This is a genomic window from Sorangium sp. So ce406, assembly GCF_051474675.1.
Taxonomy (GTDB): Bacteria; Myxococcota_A; Polyangia; order Polyangiales; family Polyangiaceae; genus Sorangium; species Sorangium cellulosum_G.
This window is the reverse complement of sequence record NZ_CP150340.1, coordinates 4,385,896-4,412,260: the sequence shown is the minus strand read 5'-3', so window position 1 is coordinate 4,412,260 and position 26,365 is coordinate 4,385,896. Positions and strand designations below refer to the sequence as shown.

Sequence of the window (26,365 nt, the reverse complement as noted above, 5' to 3'; positions counted from 1 at the left end):
GGGAAGGAAAGACGAGATGGGATACGACGTGGCCGCGATCGCCGCGTTCGAGGTGCCGGCGGAGGCGCTCGCCGGGTGGAAGAGGAGGAAGATCGACCCCGCCGCGTACACGGACTGGCCCGATCCGCTCGAGGCCGAGGGCGCCTCGCCGGCGACGGTCGCGGCGATCTTCTCGGATCTCGCGAAGCGCCTCCAGGGGCTGCCCCACGGGCTGCGCGACGAGTCCGGCCGGATCGAGCTCGCGGCGGTGCTGCCCGAGCACATCTTCACCGCCTTCGGCGCGCGGCTGGCCGCCGCCCTCCGGGCGTCCGCCGACGTCGGCGGCCGGGGCCGCCTCGATTTCATCGGGTTCAGGACGAGCCCCCTCTCGATCTCGTTCGAGGTCCGCCCGGAGGGGACGACCGTGCGCACCCCGCTGGAGGACGAGGAGATCGCGCTCATCGAGAAGAGCGCGCCGTTCGTCTGGCTGGAGCGGACCGCGGACGGCGAGACAGCGCCGCTGCCCGCGTTCAAGAAGCTCAAGAAGCCGAGCGCGAAGGCCGGGGCCGCCGACAAGGCGCCGACGGGCAAGGCCAGGAGCGCCGCCGCGGCGGCGGAGCCGGCGCCCGCGGCGGCCGCTTCCGGGGATCAGGGCTTCGACGTCATCGTCTCGGGCGAGGTGCAGTTCGCCAAGAAGGCAGAGTGCTTGAAATGGGGGCGCACGAAGGTCCGCCCCGCGGATCTCGCCGGATGGCCCGCCGCGCTGTCGGGGAAGCCCGGGCCGCCGACGTCTCCGCAGGACCTGACCTGGCAGGTTCAAGAGATGGACCCGCCGCTCGCGTTCTTCCGCGTCAACGCCGACGAATCGCGCGCCTTCGTCAAGGGCGCCCTCGGCGCGGGCGCGCTGTCGATGTGGGGGACGCGGCTGGCCGCGGTCTTCCGCGCCGCCTCGGCGCACGGCGGGCGCGGCCGGCTCTGGATGCTGTCGCCGCCGGGCGCGCCGCCGCGCGGGTTCGTGATCGACGTCCAGCCCGACGACGCGTCGATCCGGGAGGCCACCCCGGCGGACCTGGAGGCGGCTGCCGGTGACGCGCTCCACGGCCAGGCGTCGAGTCAGTTCGGAGGGAATCTCTCGCGGCGCTGAGGGCGCCGCGGTCCGGCGGACGGTTCTGATGGACTCGCCGCGCGGCGCAGGCCAGCGCGCTGGAGGGACGAGTGGAACGACATCTGACAGCGGCGCTCCGCGGCGCTTCCCTGGATGAGCTCAACGTCGTGTCCGCCGAGGTGCGCGAGGCGCTCTCCGAGCCGACGCGCGCGGCGGTCGTGGCCGTCGGCGACGTCGACCTCGACGGCGCGGCCTGCGTCGGCGAGCCGGTCACGCTGGAGATCGCGGTCGACGGCGCGCCCGTGCGCCGCTTCCACCTGGTCGTCATGGCGATGCATTTCGACGGCATCCACCGCGGCCACCGGCGCCGCTACCGCGTCGAGCTCGCGCACGAGCTGGAGCTGCTCGCCCTGCGCGCCGACGTCCGCACCTTCCAGGACAAGGACGCGCAAGCGATCGTCTCCGGGGTCCTGCAGGACGCTGGCATCGCCCCTTCGCGCTTCTCGTTCTCGCTGCAGCGCGCCCTGACCACGCGCGCCTATTGCGTCCAGCACCGTGAGACCGATCTCGCGTTCGTCTCCAGGCTGCTCGAGCACGAGGGCATCTTTTACATCGTCGCGCAGGACGAGGGCGCGGCGCACCTCCGGATGGCGGACGCTCCGAGCGCGTTCGAGCCGATCGAGGGAGACGAGATCCTGCGGCTGATCGACGATCGCATGCACGGCGAGGGGGTGCACGCCTTCGCGCTCGAGTCCCGCGCCACGCCGGAGCGCTGCTCGGTCGGCGACTACAACTTCATGCAGCCGAACCTGGATCTCGTCGCCAGCGCCGAGCTCGTCCCTTCGAGCCAGCTCGATCGCTTCGAGTTCCCCGGCGGCCACCAGACGCCGGAGGAGGGCGAGGCGCTGGCGCGGATCCGGGCCGAGGAGCTCGCCGCGCAGCGGCGGATCGGGGTGGGAGAAAGCGACCGGCTGGAGATGCGCGCCGGCGCCACGTTCACGCTGGAGGGGCCTACCCGCGCGGAGCTCGCGCGGGGGTACGCGCTCACGAGCGTCGAGCACGAGCTCGTCCTGATCGCGCATGAGGGGGGCGACGTCGAGCAGGCGCGCGCGAGCTACCGGAACCGGTTCACCTGCATCCCGCAGGGGACGCCGTACCGTCCGCCGCGCCGGGCGCCCCGGCCCGCGGTGCGCGGCCCCCATGCGGCCGTGGTCACGGGCCCCGCGGGGAGCGAGATCCACACGGACGAGCTCGGGCGGATGAAGGGGCGGTTCTTCTGGGATCGCCTGGGGAAGCAGGACAACACCAGCTCGTGCTGGATGCGCGTCGCCCAGATCCCGATCAGCGGCTCGATGGCGCTCGCCCGCGTCGGCTGGGAGATGGCGATCGTCTACCCGTTCGGAGACCCGGATCGGCCCACCGCCATCGCCCGCATGTACAACGCCGAGAAGGTGTCGCCCTACGCCTACCCGGCCGCCGGCTCGAAGATGGCGCTGCAGACGCGATCGAGCCCCGGCGGCGGCAAGAGCAACGAGGTCCGGATGTCGGACGGCGCGGGCGGCCAGGAGTTCTTCCTCAACGCGTCGAAGGACTACGACGGCACGACGAACGACAACCAGACCGAGGACATCGGCGCCGACGACGCGCGCGAGGTGGGGAGCGACTCGATCGCGCAGATCGGCAGCAACCAGGCTGTCCGCGTCGGCGCGAACCTGACGACGACGGTGGGCGGGGACGCCGGCTTCACGCTGGGCGGCGACCGGACGAAGCGCGTCGGCGCCTCGGAGACGGTCACGCTGAGCGGCAATCTCACGGCCATCGTCGGCGGCGGCGACACGGAGACGGTCGGCGGCACCCACACGACGCTCGCCGCGCTGGGGCTGACGCGCACGGCGGTCGGCGCCCACAGCCTGACGGTCGGCGGCTCGATGGTGACGGCCGCCGGCTCCGAGCACACCGTCGCGGTCGCCGGGGCGAGATCGGAGACGGTCGGCGGGGTCAAGATCGTGGCCGCGGGCTCGTCGATCAGCCAGTCGGCGATCGGCGCCATGGCCGTGACCGTGGGGGGCGTCTGCGTGCAGGCGGCGGGCGGCAACTACTCCGGCGGCACCAAGGGCCCGAGCGTGATCACCGTGGGGGGAGTCGCCTGCGCGAACGCGGCGGGCAAGCTCTCGATCAAATCGAAGAAGGTCTCGATCAAGGTCGCCGGCATCGCGAACCTGCTCGGCGGCGGCGGCGTCCTCACGCTCACCGCGGGCTCGGCGTCGTTCGTCGGCCTGGTGAAATGCGACGCGTCGGGGAAGCTCAAGATCTCCGGGAACCCGAACCTGGTGGGGTGATATGTCGCTGTGCGAGCTCGAGATAGACGGCGTCCCGCTCGACGTGGCGGCGGCGCGCGGGCGGCTCGCGCTGTCCGAGCTCTTCCGGTTCGAGGTGGAGGCGTTCGCCCGCGAAGATCCGCCGGCGCCAGCGGACCTGGTCGGGCGGCCCTTCACCTTGACCCTGCGTGACCGCTTCGGGAGCGCGCTCGCTGTGCGCGGCCTGGTCATGGCCGTCGAGCGCACCCTGAGCGCGCTGGGCGCAGGCAGCTTCGTGCTGACGCTCGGCCCTGCCGTCGAGGCGCTCACGGTGGGCGCGGACTGCCGGGTGTACCAGGAGCAGACCCCGGTCTCCGCGGTGAAGGACGCGCTCGCGCGCGGGGGTCTCGACGGCGCGACGCGCTGGGTCCTGCGCGGATCCTGCGCGGAGCGCCCCTGCATCGCCCAGTACCGCGAGAGCGACTGGTCCTTCGTGGAGCGGCTGCTCGCCGAGGAGGGAATCGCGTACTGGTTCGAGTGCGGCGAGGACGCGACGACGCTGGTGCTCGGCGACGACACGACGGCCGCCGCCGACCTGCCCGGGGGCGCCGCCATGCCGTTCCAGGACGACAGCCAGCTCGCCGCCACGCGCGACGCCGTCCAGCGCCTGCGCAGGACGCACCGGGCGCGCACCGAGGCCGTCCGGCTGCGTGACTACGACCCGCAGAAGCCCCGGTTCGTCCTGGAGGGCCGCGCGACGCGGGGAAAGGGCGCGCTCGAGGTCTACGACTACCCGGGGCGCTTCTCCCGGCCCGACGCCGCCCAGACCCGCGCAGCGCGGGCGCTCGAGGCGCTCTCCGCGGACCGGGACATCGTCTCCGGCGAGGCGAGCGGCGTCCGGCTGCTGCCCGGATACGTGATCGCGATCGAGGATCACCCGGTGGACTCGCTGAACGGCCGGTACCTGCTGCGCGCCGTGACCTGCGATCTGCGGCAGCCGCGACACGGCCAGGGGCTGGACGAGGAGTGGTCGGTGCGGTGGGAGGCGCAGCCGGCCTCGATACCGTTCCGGCCGCCGCGGCGCGCCGTCACGCGGACGCCGGGAGGTCCGCAGACGGGTACGGTCGTCGGCCCGGCTGGCCAGGAGATTCACCCCGACGACGCGGGGCGGGTGCGCGTCCAGTTCCACTGGGATCGCCTCGGCGGCCGGGACGAGAACGCCTCCACGTGGCAGCGCGTGGGGCAGCTCCCGCTCCCTGGCTCGATGATCCTGCCGCGCGTCGGCTGGGACGTGCTCGCCTACCATCACGACGAGGACATCGACGCGCCCGCCGTCGTGGCGCACCTGTACGACGGCGAGCACCCGACGCCCTATGCGCTCCCGGCGAACAAGACGCGCACGTCCTGGCAGACCGCCACCACCCCGGGGGGCGGGTCCACCAACGAGATCCGCTTCGAGGACAAGGTCGGATCCGAGGAGATGTTCATCCAGGCCTCGAAGGACCAGAAGATCGTCGTCGGCAACAACCTCGAGGCGAAGATCGGGACGGATCACACGGTCGCCGTCGGCGCGAACCAGCGCGTGACGATCGGGAGCAACGCCAAGGCCACGATCGGCGGCGATCAATCCGTGCAGGTGGGCGCCTCCGAGTCGCTCACCGTGAGCGGCAGCCGCAGCGTGGCGATCACCGGCGCCGAGTCGGCCACGATCGGGGCCTCGCGCACCCAGATCGCCACCGCCGGCACCACGCTGGACGCGCAGAGCGGGAGGACGCTGACGGTCGGCGGCAGCATGATCGGCGCGAGCGCCCTGGAGGCGAGCCGCTCCACGCTGGGGTCCGCGAGCGTCTCGGTGGCCGGGGCCCACATCGCCGCCGCGGGGTCCGGGGTGTCGCACGTCACGCTGGGCGCCTGCGCTGAGACGGTCGGCGGCGCGAAGATCGAGGCGGCCGGATCGAGCTACGACCTGTCCGGCAAGGGCGCCGTCGCGCTGACGGTCGGCGGCGCCAACGTCATCGCCGCCGGGAGCAACATCGGCGAGTCCTCGACGAGCAAGATGAAGGTGATCGTCGGCGGCGCGTTCGTCGGCAACGCCCCCACCATCAGCATCGAGGCCGAGAACGAGATCCTGATCGTCGCTGGCGCCGCGTCGCTCAAGATCAAGCCGGGCTCCGTCGAGGTCAAGGCGCCCGCCATCGGGCTGCCGGCGGGCACCATCGACACCGGCGGCTCCGTCATCGAGCACAACTGACATGGCGACCGAACACACCCCCTATCAGGTCTTCTTCGCGACGCAGGGCGTCGATCCAGGTCTCGCCCGCGTGCGCAGCTTTCACACGCGCGAGGGCCTCAGCGTCTCGTTCGTGGCCGAGCTGGAGATCGAGATCCCTGGCACGGACATCGACCCTCACGCCTGGCTCCTCTCGCGCGCGCAGGTCGTGATGGCGCGGCAGAGCGACGGGGCCGTGCTCCGGCGCCTGAGCGGCCTCGTGACCCGGGTCCTCGAGCGCGCGACCGCGCTCGGGGATCGTCAGCGCGTGAGCCTCACGGTCGAGTCTCCGCTCGCCGCGCTCAAGCTCATCACCGATCATCGCCTGTTCCAGGACATGACCACCGAGGGCATCGCGCGGATCCTGCTCGAGGAGGCGGGGCTCGACGGCGCCGAGGTCGCCTTCCGTCTGTCGGGCAGCTACGCGAAGCGCGAGGTGTGCACGCAGTTCGGCGAGACGTCGTTCGACTTCCTCTCGCGCATCCTCGAGGAGGACGGCATCTTCTACTTCTTCGAGTTCGACGAGGCGGGCTCGCTCCTGGTGTTCGCGGACGCCAGCTCGGCGCTCGCGAAGGCGGCAACGCCGGAGGTGGTCTTCCGCCCCGAGTCGACCCTCGCAGCCCAGGAGGCCGTCGCCTCGATCGCGGAGGTCGAGCGCGTCCGGCCCGCGAAGGTCACCCTCCGGGACCACGACTTCAAGCGTCCGAGCCTGGATCTCACGGCGGAGGCGGCGGACGAGGCGCCGCTCGGCCGCGAGCTCTACGACTATCCGGGGCGCTACGTCGACCCCGCGGAGGGGCGGCGCCGCGCCGCAGCGTTCCTCGACGCCCTCCGGACCGAGGCGCGCTGCATCCGGTGCGTGGGCGGCACATCCGCGCTCCTTCCCGGTCACACGTTCGCGCTGACCGGCGCGCCCGCGGGCGATCTCGACCGCACGTGGGTGGTCCGGGAGCTGGAGCAGCGCTGGGAGGACCGCGCCGGCGCGGCGGATGCCCAGGGCGCGCGCGGACCGGGGCGAGGCGCGGCTCCTGCGGACGACCCCGGCGGGGCGCTCGATGTCGATCTGACGCGGCTCACGAGCACGTTCACCGCCCTCCCGGAGGACGCCGTGCTGCGGCCGTCCCGGCGGACGCCGCGCGCCGCGGTGCCAGGGCCCCAGATCGCGAAGGTGCGCGGTCCGGCCGGGTCGGAGATCCACTGTGACGAGCACGGTCGGGTGAAGGTCTCCTTCGTCTGGGACCGCCGCAGCACGCAGGACGAGCGGAGCTCTGCCTGGGTGCGGGTCGGGCAGCAATTCCTGAGCGGCGCGCTCGCCATTCCCCGGGTCGGCTGGGAGGTGCTTGTCGACTTCGAGGACGGCGACCCCGATCGGCCGATCGTCGTCGGGCGCGTCTACAACGCGATCTTCGCGCCCCCCTACAAGCTGCCCGACGGCAAGACCATGACGGGCCTGAAGTCGCTGTCCACCCCGGGCGGCGGTGGCTCCAACGAGATCCGCATGGAGGACGCCGCCGGCTCCGAGCAGGTGATGGTCCACGCGCAGAAGGACGCGAACATCGCGGTGGCGAACGACCGCGACGAGAAGATCGCCGTCCACGAGAGCCGCGTCGTCGGCGCGAACCAGTCCGTGTCGATCGGCGCGGATCAGACCGTGGATATCGGCGCCGCCTCCGAGCTCCAGGTGGCCGGGGTGCAGCAGTGGGAGGTCGGGGCGTCGCGCACGAAGACGGTATCCGGCGACGAGAAGGTGGACATCAAGGGCGCGCGGTCGCTCACGATCGGCGGCTCGCACACGCAGCTCACGCCGATGTCGACGTCGATCACCACGGCGGGCTCGCTCTCGGAGACGGTGGGCGGTAGCTGCGTGGAGGTGGCCGCGCTCAGCGCGTCCATGGCCGTCGCCGGCGCCGCGAGCGTCTCCGTGGGCGCCGCCAAGATCGAGGCGGCCGCCTCTGGCCGGAGCGAGCTGACGGTCGGCGCGCACGCGTCGACGGTGGGCGGCGCGCTGATCACGGCCGCCGGAGGCGACGTCAACGTGGGCGTGGGCGGCGCGAAGGCGACGACGGTGGGTGGCATCTGGGCTGCGGCGGCGGGCGGCGACGTGCAGCTCACGGCGTCGAGCGCCCTCTCGATCCTGGTCGGCGGCGCCGTGGCCCTGAACGCGGGGAAGATCGTCCTCAAGGTCGGCGGCTCGAACGTCACCGTGGCGAACGGCGCGGTCAGCATCAAGTCGAAGACGATCAAGCTCATCGCCACGGGCCCGCACGCGGAGCTGGCGCCCATGGTCGAGGACAAGTAGCGGTGGCCGTCGAGCCGAGCCCTGGCCACGCGGCCGTCGTGGTCGCGAGGAGCGCCGTCGAGGAGGTGCTCTTCGCGCTCGCGGGGCTCCCGCTGGACGTCGATCGCGAGGGCATCCGCGACCGGCTGCTCCACGCCATCGAGTGCGTCTACGTCGTGCTCGACTCCGGTCCGCTCGCGCGCGCGCACCTCGACGGGCTGAGCGAGGCGGCGGCGCTCGTCGGCGAGGCGCGCGCGCTCTTCGACGCCGCAGCGCAGCGCGGCGCTCCTGCGCAGAGCCTCCCGCCGCAGGCGGACGGCGTCGGGCTGCTCGCCAGGGTGCTCGGCGCCCTGAGGACGGCGCAGTCGGCGCTGCAGTCGGGCCACGACGCCGTCGCCCGGGCGCAGTTCGCCCGCCGCGCGGAGATCTACGGGACCGAGCGGGTCGAGGCGCCCACGCCCCGGCCCTTCCGCGCGAGCCGCGGCGTGCCCGAGCTCCACGCCTTCCCTCGCCGCTCGCTCGTGCCGCACGTCGAGGTGACCCCCGAGGAGCCGCCGCCCGCGGCCGCCCCGCCCCGCGCGGCGCCGCCGAGGCCCCGCACGCTCGAGGAGCTCGAGGCGTTCCGGCGCGCCGCCGTGTCGGGTGAGCTGGCCAAGCGCCTGCTCGGGGCCGAGCCGGGCTCGCTCCGCGGCGAGGAGGACGGCGCGGCGCCGGCCGGAGACCCGCTCCCGCTGCCCTACGAGCCCTCGGTCGAGGAGGCGGAGGTGCTGCGCCGCCTCGCGCGCTCCTACCTCGAGGACATCGCCGGCGCGCGGGAGCTCCGCAAGCCGAACGCGATCGAGACCTGGCTCGACCAGGCGAGCTTCGAGGAGCAGCTCCTCGAGAGCCTGGACGCCTTCGCCTCGCTCGGCGGCACGGCGCTGCCGATCGTCTCGCTCTACCACGCCGAGGCCAAGATCCCCGACCCCGAGCGCGCCTTCGCGGTCGCGCTCACGCTCGGCAGCATCGAGGGCAACGACACGGTCGGCGCGGCGGTCATGACGCTCAAGCAGAGCGCGCCGGAGGAGCTCCCGGGCTGGTTCGAGGGCTTCTGGCTCGCGCCGAGCCCTGCCATCGACCGCGCCATGGCCGACCTGTGCACGAGCGCGCGGCCGGAGCTCGTGGCCCTCGCGCTGGACGTCCTCCACGCGCGCGGTCCGACGCCCGATCAGGTCGTCGTTCCGCTGCTCGAGCGCGCCGAGCCGGAGATCGCCGCGCGGATCGCGCGAGCGCTCGCCGCCGCGCTCCCCCGTCGCGACGCGCTCGCCCACCTCGAGCGCCTCTGCGCGACGACCGGGGACGAGGACGTCTTCCTCGTCGCGGTGGAGTCGCTCCTTCGCCGCGGGCATGCCCCTGCGCTCCAGCTCCTGCGGAGCGCGGTCGACGCCCCGGTGTCGCCCTCGCGTGTTCCGAGGGCGCTGGCGCTCCTCTGCCTCGCGGGGCGCGCGAGCGACCTCGATCGCCTCCTCGGCGCCGCGAGCGCCGCGCCCACGGCGAGCCTGCTGCGCGGCCTCGGCCGTTTCGGGCACCTCGACGCGCTCGGGACGCTGATCCGTGCCCTGGAGCACGAGGATCGCGAGATCGTCGCCGCCGCGGCCGAGTCGCTGGAGCGGATGACAGGGGCCGGTTTGCGCGAGACGGTCGAGGAGCCGTGGGAGGTCGAGCTGCCTCCGGAGTTCGCTGACGCGGGCAGCATTCCCATCCCGCTGCGCAAGGTGGAGCGCATCGTCACCGATCCGTCGCGGTGGTCCGCCTGGCTGCATGCCAGGGCGCAGCGCCTGGACGCCCGGATGAAGACCCGCGGAGGCGCCGCGTTCACGCCGCTCCAGATCGTCGACGAGCTGGAGTCGCGGCTCACCCCGCCGGCAGCGCGCGAGGCGGCTGCCCTGGAGCTCGCGCTTGTCACAGGGATGTGCTCTCCGTTCTCGCCGCGCGACTGGGTCGCGCGTCAGCGCCGGCACCTGTCCGATCTGCGGACGCGCGTGGCGGCCATCAAGGTCGCCCCGGGCGCGTGGTCGTATGGGCTGGCGAGGGAGCCCGAGGAACCGGCGTTGCCCATGCGCGCGCGCTCGCTCGCGCCGGCGCCCTCGTCGCCCGAGCCGAGCGCACCTGCGTCGCGGGCGGAGCTCTCCGGGACGTACGTGTTCGGGGACCAGCGCGACGCTCCTGCCAGGGCGACGAGCGAGCGCGCTCCGGACGTGTCCTTGCCGTTCCGCCCTGCGGGGCCGGGAGGTGAGCAGCGTCCAGGCGCGCGTGGTCCGGAGCCGACGGTGACCGGCAGAGGCGCTGTCGACTTCGGAGGGACGATGCCCGTGGCGCCCCTCCCGCCACGTCCAGAGTTACCTTTCCGCGCCGCGGGACCGAGCCGGAGCGGCGCTGCGGGTGACGTCGAGCAGCGGCTGTCGGCGCTCGCCGGTGGCACGGTGTCGGTCCCCCTGATCTCGGCGGCGCCTGTGCTGCCATTCCGCGCCGCGCCGTCACCTCCGGAAGGGGGCTCCGGAAGCGCAGCGCCGGTGCCGGGGAGCCGGCGCGACGCGGGCACGCCCTTCATGACGACGCAGGAAGTCTCCGTCGCGCCGGCGAGCTCGGCGATGCCGTTCCAGCGGCCCGCTGACGGCTCCGGGTCGCCCACGCCGCCGCCCTCGCCACCTGGGTTCGGGCCGGAGCATGGCGCTGGCGCGCCGCGCTCCTCGGCACCTCCGCCTCCGCCGGGTCAGCCAGACCCTGGAGCCGACGCCGACCTTTCGCTGGCCCAGTATGCATCGCTGTGCGCCGAGCTGGCGGTGTTCCCCTGGGCCGCCGAGGCCACCTTCCAGCGTTACGGGCTGCAATCGCCGCAAACGCGGGCGGCGGTCGATCGGGCCTGGAAAGAGCGGCTTGGCCGCGATGCGGCGGTGTACGGTGCATGGCAGGAGATGTACCGGCGCTATCACGACCACTGGAGCAAGCGAGGCGCCCCGGCGAAGTGAGGCGCTCAGGGTGCCCTGCGGCCGCTCAGGCCAGGTTCACGCGTCGTCCCGGAAGAGCTCACGGAAGAAGCGGTCCCTGTGCAGCAGGAAGTCGCGCGTGAGCGCGAAGTGCTCTGTCTCCTCGTAGGCCACTGGCGCGATGCCGTCCTCCGAGAGCCGGTAGATCGTCGCCGCGGGATAAGCGAGCACGATGGGCGAGTGCGTGGCGATGATGAACTGCGATCGACCGCGCTCGATGAGCTCGTGCATGCGCGCGAGCAGCGTGAGCTGCCTGGCCGGCGACAGCGCCGCCTCCGGCTCGTCGAGGATGAAGAGGCTGTCCGGCTTGAACCGGTTCTTCACGAGGGCCAGGAACGACTCGCCGTGCGACTGCTCGTGCAGCGACGTGCCGCCGTAGCCCGCGGTCACTTCCAGCTCGTCCACCTGGGTGGCGACGTTGAAGAAGCTCTCGGCGCGCAGGAAGAAGCCGTTCTTCTCGCGGCGCGCCCCGCGCACGAGCCGCATGGCCGTGTGCAGCTCCGACTCGGAGCGCCGGGTCGAGAAGTTGAAGCCCTTCGAGCCGCCCTCCGCGTTGAAGCCGGCCAGCAGCGCGAGCGCCTCGATGAGGGTCGACTTTCCGGAGCCGTTCTCGCCGACGAGGAAGGTCACCTTCGGGTGCAGCGCGAGCTCGTCGATGGCGCGCACGGCGGGGATGCTGAACGGATACCTGGAGAAGTCGTCGACCCGCTCGCGCAGGAGCTGGACGGAGCGGATGAAGCCGTGCTGGAGGAGGGCGCGCGTCATGGGGCTGTCGATGCCATCTTTCCACGGCGGAGCCCCCGCGCTACTGCTTTGAAAAGGAGAAGGATCTCGGCTTTGGTCCTGCAGGAACATCACAAGCTGACCCAGAACGGTTGCGCGATCCTCAGGCGCGAGGGGATGGCAGGATACATCAACATTCGAGTCGTGAGCAAGAGCCCTCCGGCCTTGAAAGTCCGTGCGGTGCTCTCCGTGTCCCGTCCAGAGTGACGACCTCTGGCAGGGCCCTTGCCCGCGGTCTCAGGGTTCGGCAGCCGACGTTGAATCACGTCGCTCCGCGATGCTCTCGATGCTTCGGTTCAGCGCGGATGCGAGCACACCGACGTGCGGCTCGGTCATCATGGAAAGATGATCGCCCGGTACCCAGCGCACCTCCACCGGGCCGCTGCAAAGTCTGCTCCATCCAATCGTCGGGTCGTCCGAGGAACCGGGCAGCGCGCTGCCTGCCTCCTGCAGACACTCCGTGGCGCGGAAGAGGACGGTCGGCACCGCGCATCCGCTCGTGGGCCGGTAGCGGGTGCGACGATTGGCGGTGAAAACAGAGAGAAAACCACGGATCTGGTCTGCCGAGGCGCTTTGCGTGGCGATCCGAGCATCCGCGATGCGGCGCCGGAGCACCTCCATGGGCGCGCCGTCCAAAGGCTGGCGCGAGGACGCCTCTCCCCGGCCAAAGAGCTGATCCACCATGTCAGCGACCACCCGCATCGTTTCTTCCTCGGTCTCGATCTTGGGCTCGGGAGCGAACCCCTCCAGCGGAGCTACTGTGTCGAAGAGCGCGAGCAACGCCACCCGCTCCTCGCCGAGGACGAGGCGGCGAGCTATCTCGAAGGCGACGAAGCCGCCGAACGAGTGGCCGCCCAAGAGGTAGGGGCCGCGCGGCTGCGCCGCCCGGATCTCGTCGAGATAGTGCATTGCCATCTCCTCGACGGACCGCTGGGGCTCGGAGAGGCCGTCGAGCCCGCGCGCCTGCAGGCCGTAGAAGGGCCGGTCGGCGCCGAGGTGCGCCGCGAGCCGGTGGAGGTAAAGAACGCTCCCTCCTGCGCCCGGCACGCAGAAAAATGGCCGCTTCGACCCCTGCGCCCGCAGGGCGACCAGCGTTGGCCAGGGCTCCTGGGCAGCATCGACGCGCAGGGCGGCCGCGAGGCCCTCGACCGTGGGATTCTGCAGCAGAATGGAAAATGGCACCTCCTTCCCGAACTCCTCGCGAAGGGACGCCACGAGCCGGAGGGCGAGCAGCGAATGCCCTCCGCTCTCGAAGAAGTCGTCGAGCGCCCCCATGGGCTGAACATCGAGGAGCTGCTCGCACATACGCGCGACGCGGCGCTCCAGCGGATCGCGAGGCGGGACGAACACGCGATCGATGCTCCGTGAGACCGGCGCCACCCTGGGGAGCTCGTCGTCGCGGATCGCGGCCAGGAGCGAGCCCAGCGAGGGCTCCGGGCTCGCCGCGATCATCGACGCGAGGCGACAGAGGTGATCGAGAATCCGGGAGGCATCCTGATCCGCGAAGCGACGCCGGTCGTGGAGGAGGGCCAGGCGCACGCTCTCCCCCTGCGACACGAGCAGCGTGAGCGCGTGCTTGGTCCGGGATCCGACCGTGCGGGATTGCCCCGGATCCACGAACGCAGCCAGCTCCAGCGGAGCGGCGGACCGGGTCGGCACGTTGTCGAACACGACGAGGGTGTCGTAGAGGCGCTGAGCGCTCCGCACCTCGCTCCACGCGTGGATCTGCCCCGCCGAGCAATATTCATGGCCTCGCTGGCGAAGCTGCTCGCCATGTGCCTCCGACAGCCAGTCCCATAGCTGGGCCTCCGGCCGAATGAGCCTGCGCACAGGGAGCGTCGTGATGAAGAGCCCGATGATTTCCTCTACCCCAGGCAGGTCGGGCGGCCGGCCCGAGCACGTGGCGCCGAAGACGACGTCGGTCTCGCCCCCGTACCGGCCGAGGAGCAGCGCCCACATCCCCTGGATCAGGATGTTCATGGTCACGCGGTGGCCGCGGATCAGGCGCGTGAGCGCCGCCGTCGTCTCCGCCGAAAGCAACGCTCCTTGCTCCCCGTAGGGCTCCGCCGGGAGAGCGGGGATGGCCTCGGCAGGCACGCCGAGCCGGTTGGGCCGGACGAAGCCGGCCAGCCTGCGTCGCCAGAATGCCTCGGTCTCGGCCATCTGCTGCTTCTCGAGCCACGCCAGGTAATGCCAGTAGAACCGCCGCGGCGGGAGCAGCGCCCGGCCCTGCTGCAACGCGAGGTAAAGACGCTGCACCTCGCTCAGGATGATCGAGACCGACCAGCCATCTGTGACGAGGTGGTGGTGCGTCCAGACGAACCAGGAGCCGCCGCCGCGCGCGCAGAACAGCGCGAGACGCACGAGCGGGGCCTTGTTCAGAGGGAACCCGCGGAGCCGATCCTCGGCGAGGTAACGCTGAAGCCGCTCCTCCACGGCGTCCTCGGGGAGGTCGCTCCAGTCTTCCTCGTGAACGGGGACCTTGACGGAGCGGAGGACGACCTGGCGTGGCTCCTCCAGGTCCATCCATGCGAAGCATGTCCGCAAGATCGGCTGCTCCGCGACGAGCTGCTGCCAGGCACGGAGAAAGACCTCTCGATCCACGGTAGGGCGCAGATGCAAGACGCACTGCTCCACGCAGATACCCGATCTCGGCGAAGAGAGCGCCTCGAGCAACATGCCCTTTTGCGTCGGCGAGAGGAAGTAAATACCTTCGATTCGATCTTGGTCCATGAGAGATCTCCCCGAAGCCTGGGCCGCAGGGCTCAGCAGCGCCCGCTCCCCGCCGCTTCGGCCGCCGCCCGCGAGAGCAGCGTCACGTGGCGCCCTAGCCCGGCAAGGCGCGGATTTCTCGTCTCGCCGCGCAAGTATCGCTCATGGAGACGCTGCGCGATCACCGCGACCTTGAAGAGCCCGAAGACATAGTAATACACTGCGCGCGCGAGCGGCCGGCCGGTCCGCTGCTCGTAGCGCTCTACGAGCTGGCGCCGGGTCAGGCTGCCGGGGAGATACGTCGGGCCTACCGCCAGGAGGCGATGAGCCGGGTCGTCACGCTCTTGCCAGTAGGCCAGCGCGGTTCCGAGATCCATGCGCGCATCGCCGACGCTCCCCATCTCCCAGTCCAGCACGGCGACCACACGCGTGAGATCGCCGGGATCGAACATGAGGTTATCGTACTTGTAATCATTGTGGATCATCGCCGCCGCCCCGTCGGCGGGAAGCTCTGCCTCCAGCCAGCGCGCGACGTCAGCCATGTCGACCAGGGAGTCCACCGCAGAGCGCTTGTAGCGCAAGATCCACTCCCGCACCTGGCGCGCCGCGTAGCCCTCGGAGGCCGTCAGACCGGTAAGACCAGCCGCCTCGGCATCAATGCTGTGCAGATGCGCCAACGTGTCGATGAACACCTCGGAGAGGCGGCGTGCCTCCGCGACGCCGAGCGCGAGCCCGGCGGGGAGCTGACGCCGCAAGACAAGACCTCGTCTCCGCTCCATGACATAGAATGGCGCGCCGATCACCGAACGGTCATCGCAGCGGCAGATGGGTCGCGGTGCCAGCGGGTAGACCTCGCAAAGCCGCGCGAGCACATCGTACTCCCGCAGGACGTCACGCGCGCCGCGCCCCTCGGCCGCGTCGGGAGCGCGGCGCAGCACCATTTCACGCCCGCCCACCGTCACGAGGTAGGTCAGGTTGGAATAGCCGCCGTGAAACTGCGCGACCTCTACCGCCCCGCCCCGCTCCGGTGCGCTGGCGCGGAGCCACCGGGCGAGCGCAGCGACGTCGAGCCCCTCGCCGGGTCGCGGCGCTGCCGGTTCGTCCATCAGCGCGCTCATCGACGCTCGTCCTTACGAAGCCCAGCGCCGGCGAGGATCCGCCTCGCGACCAGGGTCTTGTGGATCTCGTCCGGCCCGTCATAGATCCGCGCGCCGCGCTCCTGACGGTAGAAGAACGACAGTACGGTATCGTCTGTCATCCCCAGGGCGCCATGCACCTGGAGCGCACGATCCAGCACCTTCGCCATCACGTCCGCCACGTGGAACTTGACCAGCGACACGTCCGTCCGAGCCTCGTTTATCCCGCGGGTCTCGAGCTTCCATGCGGAATGCAGCACGAGCAGGCGCGCGGCGTCGATCTCGGCGCGGCTCTCGGCGATCCACGTCTGCACGATCTGGCGACCCCCGAGCGGGTCGCCAGGGGCGAGCTCACGGCGCGCGGCGCGCTCACACATCATCGAGAACGCGCGCTCGGCGACGCCGATCCAGCGCATGCAGTGATGGATGCGCCCGGTGCCGAGGCGCGACTGGGTAATCAGGGCGCCAGCGCCACGCGACCCGAGGAGGCTCTCGCCAGGGAGGCGACAGTCCTCGTAGACGATCTCGGCGTGGCTCGCCCAGCCGCTGCCGGTCTGCCCCATGATGGATAAGTTGCGGACGAGACGGTACCCCGGTGTGCTGGTCGGGACGATGAAGACGCTCTGGCGAGCATGGGGCTCCGCGGCGGGATCGGTGATGGCGACGACGAGCGCGAACGCGGCGCCATCGGCCCCGGTGGAGAACCACTTACGGCCGTTCAACACCCACCCGCCGTCGCGAGGCGACGCGGTCGTACCCAGCCACAGAGGGTTCGAGCCAGGGCGCTCCGGCTCCGTGAGCGAGAAGCAGCTCCGGATCTCCCCTGCGAGGAGGGGGCGAAGCCACCTTTCCTGCTGCTCCCGAGTCCCATGCTCGATGAGGATTTCCATGTTCCCGGCGTCCGGCACCTGGCAGTTGAAGGCGTAATGCCCGAGAGGGCTTCGGCCGAGCTGCTCGCTGATGAGGGCGAAGCCGAGCACACCGAGGTTCATGCCGCCGTGCTTCTCGGGGAGTTGCGGGAGCCAGAGCCCCCGCCTCCTGGCGTCAGCGCGCACGCCATCCAAGGCTCTCTCGATCTCGAGGAACGGTCTCGTCGCGAGATCGGCTTCGAGCGGGATGACCTGGGCGTCGATGAACCCACGGATCTCCTGCGAGAGATCGGCGATATGTCTAGGGATCGAGAACTCCATGAGGTCCACCTCGCAGGAAGCGCCGCGTCAAGAGTCGTTCGCGTCGACGACGCCGATCTGCGCTATGACCGATTTCATCTGCCGCGCGCTCAACGAGGCCTCCGCCGGCTCGGTGAGCTTCGGTGCAGCGGCGAAGGCTCGTAACGAGCCCGCGACGTGCTGGCCGATCTCCGTGACCGCTGACTCGTCGAAGCCTGGCTCCCGGTATGTCCAGTCGAGACGGAGGGCACCGGCGAACACACCCGCAGTGAGGCTCAGCCGGTACACCCCCAGCGTACGCGCGTCGGGATCAGGAGCGAGCGTCTCTCGCACCGGCAGGAAGAGGGCCTCACGATCCCCGCCCGCGTCGACCTGGCCCATGTAGAGGAAGCTCACCGCCGCGGTCGGCAGCGCCTGCATCCGGGTCCTGACCTCGGGATCCGGGTCGATGCAGCGGAGCACGCCATAGCCGACGCCACCACGCGGAACCTCGGCGAGTCGTGCGCGGATCACCGGAAGGGCCTCGCTCAGATCGCGCGCGCGGCCGAGATCGATGAGGATCGGGAAGATGGCAGTGAACCAACCGATCGTGCGAGAGACGTCGAGATCCTCCCCTGCGAGCGCAGCGTCACGCCCGAGCCCCTCCACGTCCACGAGATGCGCGGTCCGGTTCGTTCGCGCGGCGAGCGCGAGAGCCAAGCTGGCGAGGCAGAGGTCACCCATGCTCACCCGCAAGCGCCGCGCTGCCTCCAGCAGGGCACGGGTCTCGGCCTCGGCGAGAGCGAGCGAGGCGCTCGCTACCCTCGTCTCTGCCGGGAGAGGGCGATCGCCGGGCAGATCCTCGGCGCCCGCCCGACCCTGAGAGAGCCAGTAATCCAGCTCGTCGCGGAACGCACCCGCGCGCGCCAACCGATCCACCTTCTCCGCCCAGTTCCGGAACGATGACGTCGCGGCGGGGAGTTGAACCGGCTGGCCGCGCGTGAGCTGCAGGTAGGCGTGCTCCAGATCCTGTACGAAGATCCGCAGACTCATGATGTCCGCTACCAGGTGATGAACGACGAGGAGCAAGCGGCTTCCGCGGTCGCCACCCAACGAGAACAGGGCGACACGAACGAGCGGCCCGTTCACCGGATCCAGCTCCCACCGCAGGCTCATGGCGGCGGCGGCAGCGGCGGCGGCCTGGTGCACGGCGGGGGGGCTACCGCTGAGATCGACGTGATCGACACCGGCGGGGTGCGTCGCGCCGATCTGCTCCTGGGTCCACTCGCCGTCATGGCGGCGGAAACGCAGGCGGAAGGCGTCGTGGTGATCCAGGACGCACTCCAGCGCGCGCTCGATGCGCTCCTGCACCAGCTCGGCGGGACTCTCCAGCACCACGGTGAGATCGAAACGGCGGGCATCGTCGATGCCCTGAGCGAAGAACGCGCGCTGGATGGGCGTGAGCGGGACCGGTCCTGGCTCCCGCTTCGCTGGCGTCCGGCGGGCGGGAGAGAGCTCCAGCGTCGGCGCCAGCGCAGCGATGGTGTCGAGCTCGAACAGCTTGCGCGAATCCAGCCTCATGCCTCGTTCGTGGGCCCGCGCGGCCATCTGCACGAACGTGAGCGAGTCGGCCCCGAGCTCGAAGAAATTGTCGCGAACGCCGATGTCGGCGAAGCCGAGGAGCTCACCGAGGATGTCCGCGAGCGCGCGTTCAAGGGGGCTCTTCGGCGCGACGTACTCGCTGGTCAGCGCGGGGCGGGGCTGGCGCGCGTTCCGGCCTGCGGGCCGCTCCTCGGTAGGCGCGATCAGCGCGGCCACGGAGAGGGCTTCCCGGGTTCGCTGGAGGAGGCCATCGAAGTCGCGGGTCGACACGATCACGTGAGGCCGAGGGCTCGCCAGGATACGACGGAAGACCTCGATCCCTTCGCCAGGCGTCATGCCGCCGCGAGCCAGGTCCGCTGGGAGGTAGCGCGACACATCCGACGCGTCGGCGCCCATGCCGAGCTTGCCCCAGCCGTCCCACGCCACGGAGATCGCCGTATGCCCATAGACCCTGCACAGCCGCACCGCGAGCGCGTCGAGCGCGCTGTTGGCTGCGCAATAGTCGACGCTCCCAGGGGGGCCCATGTACGCCAGCATCGAGGAGCAGAGCACGATGAAATCGAGAGAGTCACCGCCGAAGACGGTCTCGATGACGTGTCCTCCCCGCACCTTGGGTTCCAGGACGCGCTCGGCGGCCTCCCGCGTCTTCGTGTGAATGAGCCCATCGGGCGGGAGCCCGGCCGCATGGATCACGCCGTGAATCGCACCGAACCGCTCCTGCGCGCGCTGCCGCACCTCGCGCATCGAAGCCTCGTCGGCCGCGTCTGCGCGCAGCACGAGCAGCTCCGCGCCGGACGCCTGGAGCGCCCGGAGCGCGCGGATCCGCTCTCGCGTGCGCTCTGGAGCTCCCGAGCCGCCGCTGCTCGCCAGCAGATCGTCCCAGCGCTCCTCCGGCGGGAAGTCCGAGCGGCCCACCAGCACGAGCTTGGCCGCCACGGAGCTCGCGAGGTACCCAGCCAGCGCGAGCGCTATACCGCCGAGACCACCCGTGATGAGGTAGACGCCTTGTCGTCGGAGGAGCGGCGGTTCGCCAGCGGGCGGATCGAGCGAGACCTGCTCGAACGCCTGGACCCAGCGGTGCTCGCCGCGGTACGCGACCAGGAGATCGGACGGCACGTCCTCCATCTCCGCGAGGAGCTGGGTGACCCCTCGGCCTCCGGCGGGATCGACGTCGATGTTGCGGCACAGGATGCTCGGATACTCCTGGTTGATCACGCGGACGGGGCCGAGCACGGTGGCGTCGTGGGGGCGCGGGCGCTCTGCACCCGTGACGTCATGGAGCCCGCTCGTCACGACGAAGAGCGGGGTCTGCGATTCGTCCGCTCCCGCGCCGAGAGAGGACAGGACGAGCCGCTCGCCGAGCGCCTGTGCGAGGCCGAGCAGCTCGTGGAAGAGCGTGGCCTCCGCGGGCCCGCCCTCGTCGGGCGCGGCGCCAAAATAAAGGACGGCTCGGCGTGAGCGGCCGGCGAACTGGGTCTCGTCGAGGAGACGGATGCAGTCGCTCGGACGCGCGGGATCGAGCGTGTAGGCATGCTCTTCGAGCTTCTCGAACTGCCCGCCTCGCGCTACCACCACCACGTCGTCACCGGACGCGCGCAAGCGCGTGACGACGTCCCGTCCCACGCCGCCCTCGCCGCCGAAGACGAGCCAGGAGCGCCCGCTCGCCCGCGGCGTTCGCCGGCTAAAGCGCGCCAGGGTGGAGCTCGATTGCTTCCACACGGGGACGTAGAACCAACGAGCGATGTCGGCCTCCGGTGCGAGCATGCTCGCCTTGGAGCTCCACGCCGAAGGCTCGATCCAGTAGCGACGACGCTCGAAAGGATAGGTAGGAAGCGCGCTGCGGCGGCGATGCTCGCCGGCGAACACCCCGCTCCAGTTGATCGAGAGCCCCGCGAGCCACAGCCGCCCCAGCGCTCCGAGAAGGAAGCTCTGATCCGAGCTGGGATCGCGCGGCCGCCTCAGGAGGGACACGGCGCGCGGCCGATCGCCGCCACGAGCGCTCCGCTCCAGCCATGGCGCCAACGTTCGCCCCGGTCCGACCTCGATCAGCACGCGCCGTTCGTCCGAGAGCACCTCCACCATCCCTTCCGCGAAGCGGACGGTCTGCCGGAGGTGATCCGCCCAGTAGCGCGGGCTGGTGGCCTCTTCCGCTGTCATCCATCGCCCGGTGACGTTCGACAGGACAGGGATCGTGGGAGGATGGAGGCTGACCCCCGCGACCACATCGGCCAGGCGATCGACGGCGGGCGCCATCATCCGGGAGTGGAACGCGTGGGACGTCGCGAGGCGCGTGCTGCTGATGCCGCCTTCCGCGAGGCGACGCGCGAGGGCCTCGATCGCGGGCGTCTCGCCCGCCACCACGCAGTCGGACGGGCCGAGGACGGCCGCGAGGCACAGATCGTCGCCGATCACCGCGCGCGCTTCCCGCTCCGACAGGCGGATCGCGAGCATCGACCCCTCCGGGAGCTCCCCCACGAGGCGACCCCGCGCGACCACGATCTGTAGCGCATCCTCCAGCGTGAACACGCCGGCCAAACACGCAGCGACGTACTCGCCGATGCTGTAGCCGATCATCACCTGCGGGTGGATCCCCCAGGCCATCAAGGTCCGCGCAAGCGCGTATTCGAGCACGAAGAGCGCGGGTTGCGCGAGCTCGGTCCGGTCGAGCGTCCGCTTCGGCTCTGCGCTGTCCGCGCGCGGGTAGAGCGCGCCGAGCAGATCGAACGCGGGCTGACGACGCATCAGGATGTCCGCAGCGTGGTCGACGTGGGCGCGGAACACCGCTTCTCGCTCGTAGAGCTCACGCGCCATGCCCTCGTACTGGGAGCCTTGCCCGGAGAACACGAACGCTGGGACACACTCCCTGGCGACGACGTCCGACCCGATCGAGTGACGCGGATCTGCGGTGCTCAGCGCGGCCGCGGCGTCGGCCGGATCGTGGCACACGAACGCGCTGCGGTGAGCGAAGGCCTTGCGGCCCGTGCTCAGCGTGAAGGCGACGTCGGCGAGGCTGACGCTCGGGTTTCGCCGGAGGTGGTCGGCGAGGTTCGCGGTCACCTTCTTCAGCGCGTCGCTCGTCTCCGCAGACAGGACCAGGAGCTGAGACGGCCTCGACGGCCCCGATGGCGGGAGCGCGGGCGCCTCCTCCACCACCACGTGCACGTTGGTCCCTCCGATGCCGAACGAGCTCACGCCCGCGCGGCGCGGCGCGGCGCCTGCGTCCCACGGAGAGAGGACGGTGTTCACGTAGAAGGGGCTGCCAGCAAAATCGATCTCGGGGTTGGGTGCCTCGAAATGGAGGCTCGCGGGCAACAGCCTGTGGCGTAACGCCAGGACGACCTTGATCAGCCCTGCGATGCCGGCGGCCGCATCCAGGTGGCCGATGCTCGTCTTCAGCGATCCTATGGCGCAGAAGCCGCGCCTGCTCGTCGCGGCGCCGAACGCGCGCGTCAGCGCTGCCATCTCGATGGGATCACCGAGGGGCGTGCCTGTCCCATGGGCCTCGATGTAGGTGATTTCATCGGGCTGGACGCCAGCGGCCGCCTGGGCCTCGGCGATCACCTCGGACTGCGCGGCTACGCTCGGCGCTGTGTAGCCGACCTTCTGAGCGCCGTCGTTGTTGACGGCGGCCCCCCTGATGACGGCGAGGACGACGTCGCCGTCGGCGACGGCCTCTTCCCATCGCTTGAGCAGGACGACCCCCACGCCGCTGCCGGGCACCGTTCCGCGCGCTCGCGCGTCGAACGCCCGGCAGTGCCCGTCGGGGGACAGGATTCCGCCCTCCTGGAACACGTAACCTCGTTCCGGGAACACGCCGATCCTGACGCCGCCGGCGAGCGCCATATCACACTGGTACGTGGCGAGCGCGTGGACCGCGAGCTGCACGGCGACCAGCGATGACGAGCAGGCCGTGCCCACGTACATGGCGGGTCCCTTGAGGTCGAGCTTGTAGGAGACCCGTGTGGCGAGGAACGCGGGATCGTTGCCGAGCATGATCGGCAACTCGCCCGCTGTCTGGACGACGGATGGCGTCATCGCGATGTTCTTCATCAGGTAGTCGCTCGGGCCCGTGCCCGCATAGACGCCGATGCGACCGGGATACGAGGCGGGGTTATAGCCGGCGCTCTCGATCGCCTCCCACGCGCTCTCGAGGAAGAGCCGATGCTGCGGGTCCATGAGCTCGGCCTCGCGCGGCGAGACGCCGAAGAACTCCGCGGCGAACCTGTCGATGTCGTCGAGCGCGCCGGCTGCGCGGACGACGCGCGGGCTCCCCTCCCCGGCCGCTCCGCCGCGGTCGAAGAACCTGATCGATTCCACCCCGTCGCGGAGGTTGCTCCAGAACTGGTCGAGATCAGCAGCGCCGGGGAATCGCCCGGCCATGCCGATGATCGCGACGCAACCCACAGGCAAGTCGCTCATTCAGCGCCTCCTTCCTTTCTCCCGCCGGAGGCGCTCGAGCACTTCCCGGCCCCTGTCGACCCTCTCCTCGATAGCTTCGAAGCGCGCCGGCTGCGGCGGAGCACGCTCCAGGTGCTCGGCGAGACGGCTCACGGTAGAAAACTGGAAGAGCTCCACCAGCTTGAGCTCGTGCCCGAGGCTCCGGAGCTGTGCGTGCATGCGAACCAACAGCAGAGAGTGCCCGCCCAGATCGAAGAAGTTGTCGTGGATGCCGATCCGCTCGATCTGAAGGAGGCTGGCCCAGACGCTCGCGATCTGCTCTTCGGTCCGTGTGCGGGGCGGCGCATAGGCCTCGCTTTGCTCGGGGCGCGCCGCCTCGGGCGCCGGCAGGGCCTTGCGGTCGACCTTGCCATTGAATGACAGCGGCAGGGCGTCGAGCCACATGAATCCGGCCGGAATCATGTAATCCGGCAGCTCGCCCTGCAGGTGGTTGCGCAGCTCGGCCACGCTCGGCTGCGCCGCGTCACGCGCCACCACGTACGCCACGAGCCGCTTGTCTCCAGGCGCGTAGTCGCGCGCCATCACCGCCGCGTCACGAATGGCGGGGTGCTGCTTCAGCACACTTTCGACCTCGCCGAGCTCGATCCGGTACCCTCGAATCTTTACCTGATGATCGATTCGCCCCAGGTACTCCAGGCTGCCGTCCGGCAACCACCGGCAAAGGTCACCCGACTTGTAAAGACGGCCGCCGGCGTCCCCACAGAACGGGTCAGGAACGAACCTGTCCAAGCTCAGCTCGGCGCGGTTCTGGTACCCGCGAGCCACGCCGGCGCCGCCGACATAGAGCTCACCTGGGACTCCGATGGGCAAGAGAGCGCGGTTCTGGTCGAGCACATACACGCTGAGATCGGGGATTGGACGTCCGATGGGGCTCACCGACGCGCCGTCGACGTCCTCCGCCACCAGCGGCCGATAGGTGACGAACACGGTGGTCTCCGTGATCCCGTACATGTTCACGAGCTCAGGGGCGCGGTCACCGTGGCGCTTGAACCAGGGTCGCAGGCTCTCGAGATCGAGCGCCTCGCCAGCCAGGATGACCAGCCGGAGGGCCAGTCCGGCGTCCTCTCCGCCGGCCGCTGCGTCCGCGGGCACGATCTGCCGGAAAGCAGACGGGGTCTGGTTGAGCACGGTGACCTTCTCGTCGCGGAGGAGCCGGTAGAAGACCTCCGGAGACTTGGTGACCTCGAACGACACGACGACGAGCCGGCCGCCATACAGCAGAGCGCCCCAGATCTCCCAGACGGAGAAGTCAAACGACGAGGAATGGTACAGCGTCCATACATCCCGTTCGTCGAAGTGGAACCACGCCTCGGTCGCCTGGAACAGCCGGGTCACGTTCGCATGGGTGACCAGCGCGCCCTTCGGCTTGCCGGTCGAGCCCGAGGTGTAGATCACGTAAGCGAGGTGTTCGGGCGTCACGCCGCTCGTCGGGTTGGTGCTCCTCTCCCCTGCGATCTCCGGCCCTATCGCGTCGATGCACAGCGTGTGGCCGTCATGCTCCGGGAGCCTCGACAGGAGCGCTCGCTGCGTGAGCAGCACGGCTGGCCGAGCGTCCGTCAGCATGAACGCGATCCGGTCCTTCGGATAGGCGGGATCGAGGGGCACGTAGGCGCCGCCGGCCTTCAAGATGGCGATGATCCCGATGAGCATCTCGAGCGAACGCTCGACGCACAGCCCGACGAGCACCTCGGGCCCGACGCCGAGAGAGCGGAGGTGGTGAGCGAGCTGGTTGGCGCGCTCGTTGAGCTCGCGGTAGGTGAGCTGCTGCTGCTCGAACACCACCGCGACGGCTTCCGGGGTCCGCTCGACCTGCGCCTCGAAGAGCTCGTGAACGCAACGGTCGCTGGGATAGCTCACGTCGGCGCCCGCCCAGGCGCTGAGCTGCGCTCGCTCCTCTTCCGTGAGCATTGAAACCTGCGAGACCGGCCGCTCGGGCTCCGCCACGATGTTCTCCAGGAGAGACTGGAAGTGGCCGGTCAACCGCTCGATCGCGGCGGCGTCGAACCGCTCCGCGGCATAGATGACCTGCAGCGCCATTTCCCGCCCGGGCTTCACGACCACCGTGAGGGGATAGTTGGTCTGCTCTATCGGCCGCACGTCGGTGATCTCAAGCGCTGGGTGGCCCTCCCGCAGCATCTGGTCGATGGGGTAGTTCTCGACGACGAGCACGCTCTCGAAGAGGTCTTTTTGCCATGGGAGCGAGCTCCAGCGCTGCACCTGAGCGAGCGGACTGTGCTCGTAAGGAAGCTGCTCCGTCTGCCGCGCTTGGAGCTCTTGCAGCCAGGACACGACAGGCTGCTCGGACGCGATCTGGACGCGCACGGGGATGGTGTTGATGAACAGCCCTACCATCGCGTCGATGCCATCGACGCCCGTCGAGCGTCCCGACACGGTCGCGCCGAAGAGCACGTCGCTCTCTCCGCTGTAGCGGCTCAAGAGCAGCGCCCAGGCGCCGCGGACCAGGGTGCTCAGCGTCAGGCCGTGCTCGCGGGCAAAGCGCTCGAGCGCTGATTGGCCCGCGGCAGTCAGCCGCCGCTCATGGTGCGGCGGCGCCGAGCCCGCGGGCGGCGCCGAGCCCGCGGGCGGCGCCGCGCCGCGGGGCCGGTCCACCGGGATCGGTGTCGGCGCCGAGAAGCCCTGGAGCGCGCGGCGCCAGAACGATTCGGCGTCCGCTTTGCCCTGCTGCTTCAGCCAGGCGATGTGGTCGCGGAACGGCCGCCGGCTCGGCATCGCGGCGGGTCGGCCGTCACGCGCCGCTTCGTAGAGCTGCAGCATCTCGGTGAACAAGAGCGGCAGCGACCAGCCGTCCAGGATCACATGATGGTAGGTCCAGACGCACTGATAAGCCTCCTCCGTGAGCCGGATGAGCGTGAACCGCATCAGCGGCGCCACGCTGGCATCGAAGCCCCTGGCGCGGTCTTCCGCGAGCCACGAGGACGTCCTTTCCTGCTGCTCGCTCTCCGGGACACCACGCCAATCGAGCTCGACCCACGGCAGCGGGACGCCGCTACGCACCACCTGCAGGAGCTCGTCGGCACCCTCCCACACGAACGCCGTCCGCAGGACGGCGTGCCTGGCGAGGAGCGTCTGCAGCGCCTCCTTGAAGGCCGAGACCACGAGCGCCTTCGGGATCTTGAAGGCGACCTGCTCGACGTACACGCCCGAGGTCGGGTCCCGGAGAGCATGGAAGAGCATGCCCTCTTGCATCGGCGAGAGTGGATAGGCATCCTCGACCTCCCTCGCCGCCCTCCCGACGCCCACGAGTCGATCCACGGCGGCCTGGGTCAGCTGCACGAGGGGAAAATCCGATGGAGTATGGCCACCCGCTTCCGCTGCGCGGCAGTGCTCCATCAGGGTCCTGAGGGACGTCAGAAACGCCTGCGCGAGACGGTCGATCGTGGACCTCCGGTGCAAGCCCTCGCTGTACGTCCACGCGATCTGCAGCCGACCCTCGGCGACCAAGGCGTTGATCTCGATCGCATGCGTCCGAGCGCCGCGCGGGCTGCGAGCTGGCCCGGTCGGCTCCGTGGCGCGTTCGAACAGGGTGGATTCCGCGAAGCTCTGGTCGAGCT

General features: G+C 70.6%; 11 protein-coding genes (1 of these 11 cut by a window edge). 5 read left to right on the top strand and 6 right to left on the bottom strand.

The window, feature by feature from the left end:
• The first annotated feature begins 16 nt into the window (after positions 1-16).
• From WME96_RS16130 to WME96_RS16110, 5 genes are all read left to right on the top strand, one after another.
• Positions 17-1,123: a hypothetical protein gene (locus WME96_RS16130; RefSeq protein ID WP_437290998.1), complete on the top strand. Its 1,107-nt coding sequence runs from the start codon at positions 17-19 to the stop codon at positions 1,121-1,123.
• A gap of 71 nt (positions 1,124-1,194) precedes the next feature.
• A complete protein-coding gene (locus WME96_RS16125) occupies positions 1,195-3,423 on the top strand; it encodes a type VI secretion system Vgr family protein (RefSeq protein ID WP_437290997.1) in 2,229 nt (742 codons plus the stop codon).
• Between the two features lies 1 nt (position 3,424).
• Complete coding sequence (locus WME96_RS16120) at positions 3,425-5,632, top strand: type VI secretion system Vgr family protein (RefSeq protein ID WP_437290996.1); 2,208 nt, start codon at positions 3,425-3,427, stop codon at positions 5,630-5,632.
• A gap of 1 nt (position 5,633) precedes the next feature.
• The gene (locus WME96_RS16115; RefSeq protein ID WP_437290995.1) at positions 5,634-7,949 is read left to right on the top strand and encodes a type VI secretion system Vgr family protein; all 2,316 of its coding nucleotides are present in this window, start codon (positions 5,634-5,636) and stop codon (positions 7,947-7,949) included.
• 2 nt (positions 7,950-7,951) lie between these two features.
• Positions 7,952-10,936: a hypothetical protein gene (locus tag WME96_RS16110; protein WP_437290994.1), complete on the top strand. Its 2,985-nt coding sequence runs from the start codon at positions 7,952-7,954 to the stop codon at positions 10,934-10,936.
• A 36-nt stretch (positions 10,937-10,972) separates the two neighbouring features.
• On the opposite strand, the gene WME96_RS16105 is transcribed toward WME96_RS16110, so the two are convergent.
• The 6 genes from WME96_RS16105 to WME96_RS16080 form a co-directional block, all read right to left on the bottom strand.
• Entirely contained in the window at positions 10,973-11,719 is a 747-nt protein-coding gene (locus tag WME96_RS16105; protein ID WP_437290993.1) for an AAA family ATPase, read from the bottom strand.
• A gap of 255 nt (positions 11,720-11,974) precedes the next feature.
• Positions 11,975-14,470, bottom strand: coding sequence for an alpha/beta fold hydrolase (locus WME96_RS16100; protein WP_437290992.1), 2,496 nt, complete (start codon positions 14,468-14,470; stop codon positions 11,975-11,977).
• Positions 14,471-14,502: 32 nt separating this feature from the next.
• Positions 14,503-15,567, bottom strand: a complete 1,065-nt coding sequence (locus tag WME96_RS16095) for a phosphotransferase family protein (protein WP_437290991.1) — start codon at positions 15,565-15,567, stop codon at positions 14,503-14,505.
• Complete coding sequence (locus tag WME96_RS16090; protein WP_437290990.1) at positions 15,564-16,775, bottom strand: acyl-CoA dehydrogenase family protein; 1,212 nt, start codon at positions 16,773-16,775, stop codon at positions 15,564-15,566. Before WME96_RS16090 ends, WME96_RS16095 begins: the two co-directional genes overlap by 4 nt.
• A 27-nt stretch (positions 16,776-16,802) precedes the next feature.
• Positions 16,803-22,754 carry an SDR family NAD(P)-dependent oxidoreductase gene (locus WME96_RS16085; RefSeq protein ID WP_437290989.1) on the bottom strand — a complete coding sequence of 1,984 codons (5,952 nt, stop codon included), beginning with the start codon at positions 22,752-22,754 and terminating at the stop codon, positions 16,803-16,805.
• On the bottom strand, positions 22,755-26,365 hold the final stretch of the coding sequence (locus tag WME96_RS16080; protein ID WP_437290988.1) for an amino acid adenylation domain-containing protein. 9,025 nt of this gene lie beyond the right edge of the window; only the last 3,611 of its 12,636 coding nucleotides appear in the window; the start codon falls outside the window, past its right edge; it ends in the stop codon at positions 22,755-22,757.

Coding starts and splice junctions, on each gene's coding strand:
- WME96_RS16115 (WP_437290995.1), top strand. CDS start 5,634: ATGGCGACCGAACACACCCCCTATCAGGTCTTCTTCGCGACGCAGGGC.
- WME96_RS16100 (WP_437290992.1), bottom strand. CDS start 14,470: ATGGACCAAGATCGAATCGAAGGTATTTACTTCCTCTCGCCGACGCAA.
- WME96_RS16095 (WP_437290991.1), bottom strand. CDS start 15,567: ATGAGCGCGCTGATGGACGAACCGGCAGCGCCGCGACCCGGCGAGGGG.
- WME96_RS16130 (WP_437290998.1), top strand. CDS start 17: ATGGGATACGACGTGGCCGCGATCGCCGCGTTCGAGGTGCCGGCGGAG.
- WME96_RS16105 (WP_437290993.1), bottom strand. CDS start 11,719: ATGACGCGCGCCCTCCTCCAGCACGGCTTCATCCGCTCCGTCCAGCTC.
- WME96_RS16120 (WP_437290996.1), top strand. CDS start 3,425: ATGTCGCTGTGCGAGCTCGAGATAGACGGCGTCCCGCTCGACGTGGCG.
- WME96_RS16090 (WP_437290990.1), bottom strand. CDS start 16,775: ATGGAGTTCTCGATCCCTAGACATATCGCCGATCTCTCGCAGGAGATC.
- WME96_RS16085 (WP_437290989.1), bottom strand. CDS start 22,754: ATGAGCGACTTGCCTGTGGGTTGCGTCGCGATCATCGGCATGGCCGGG.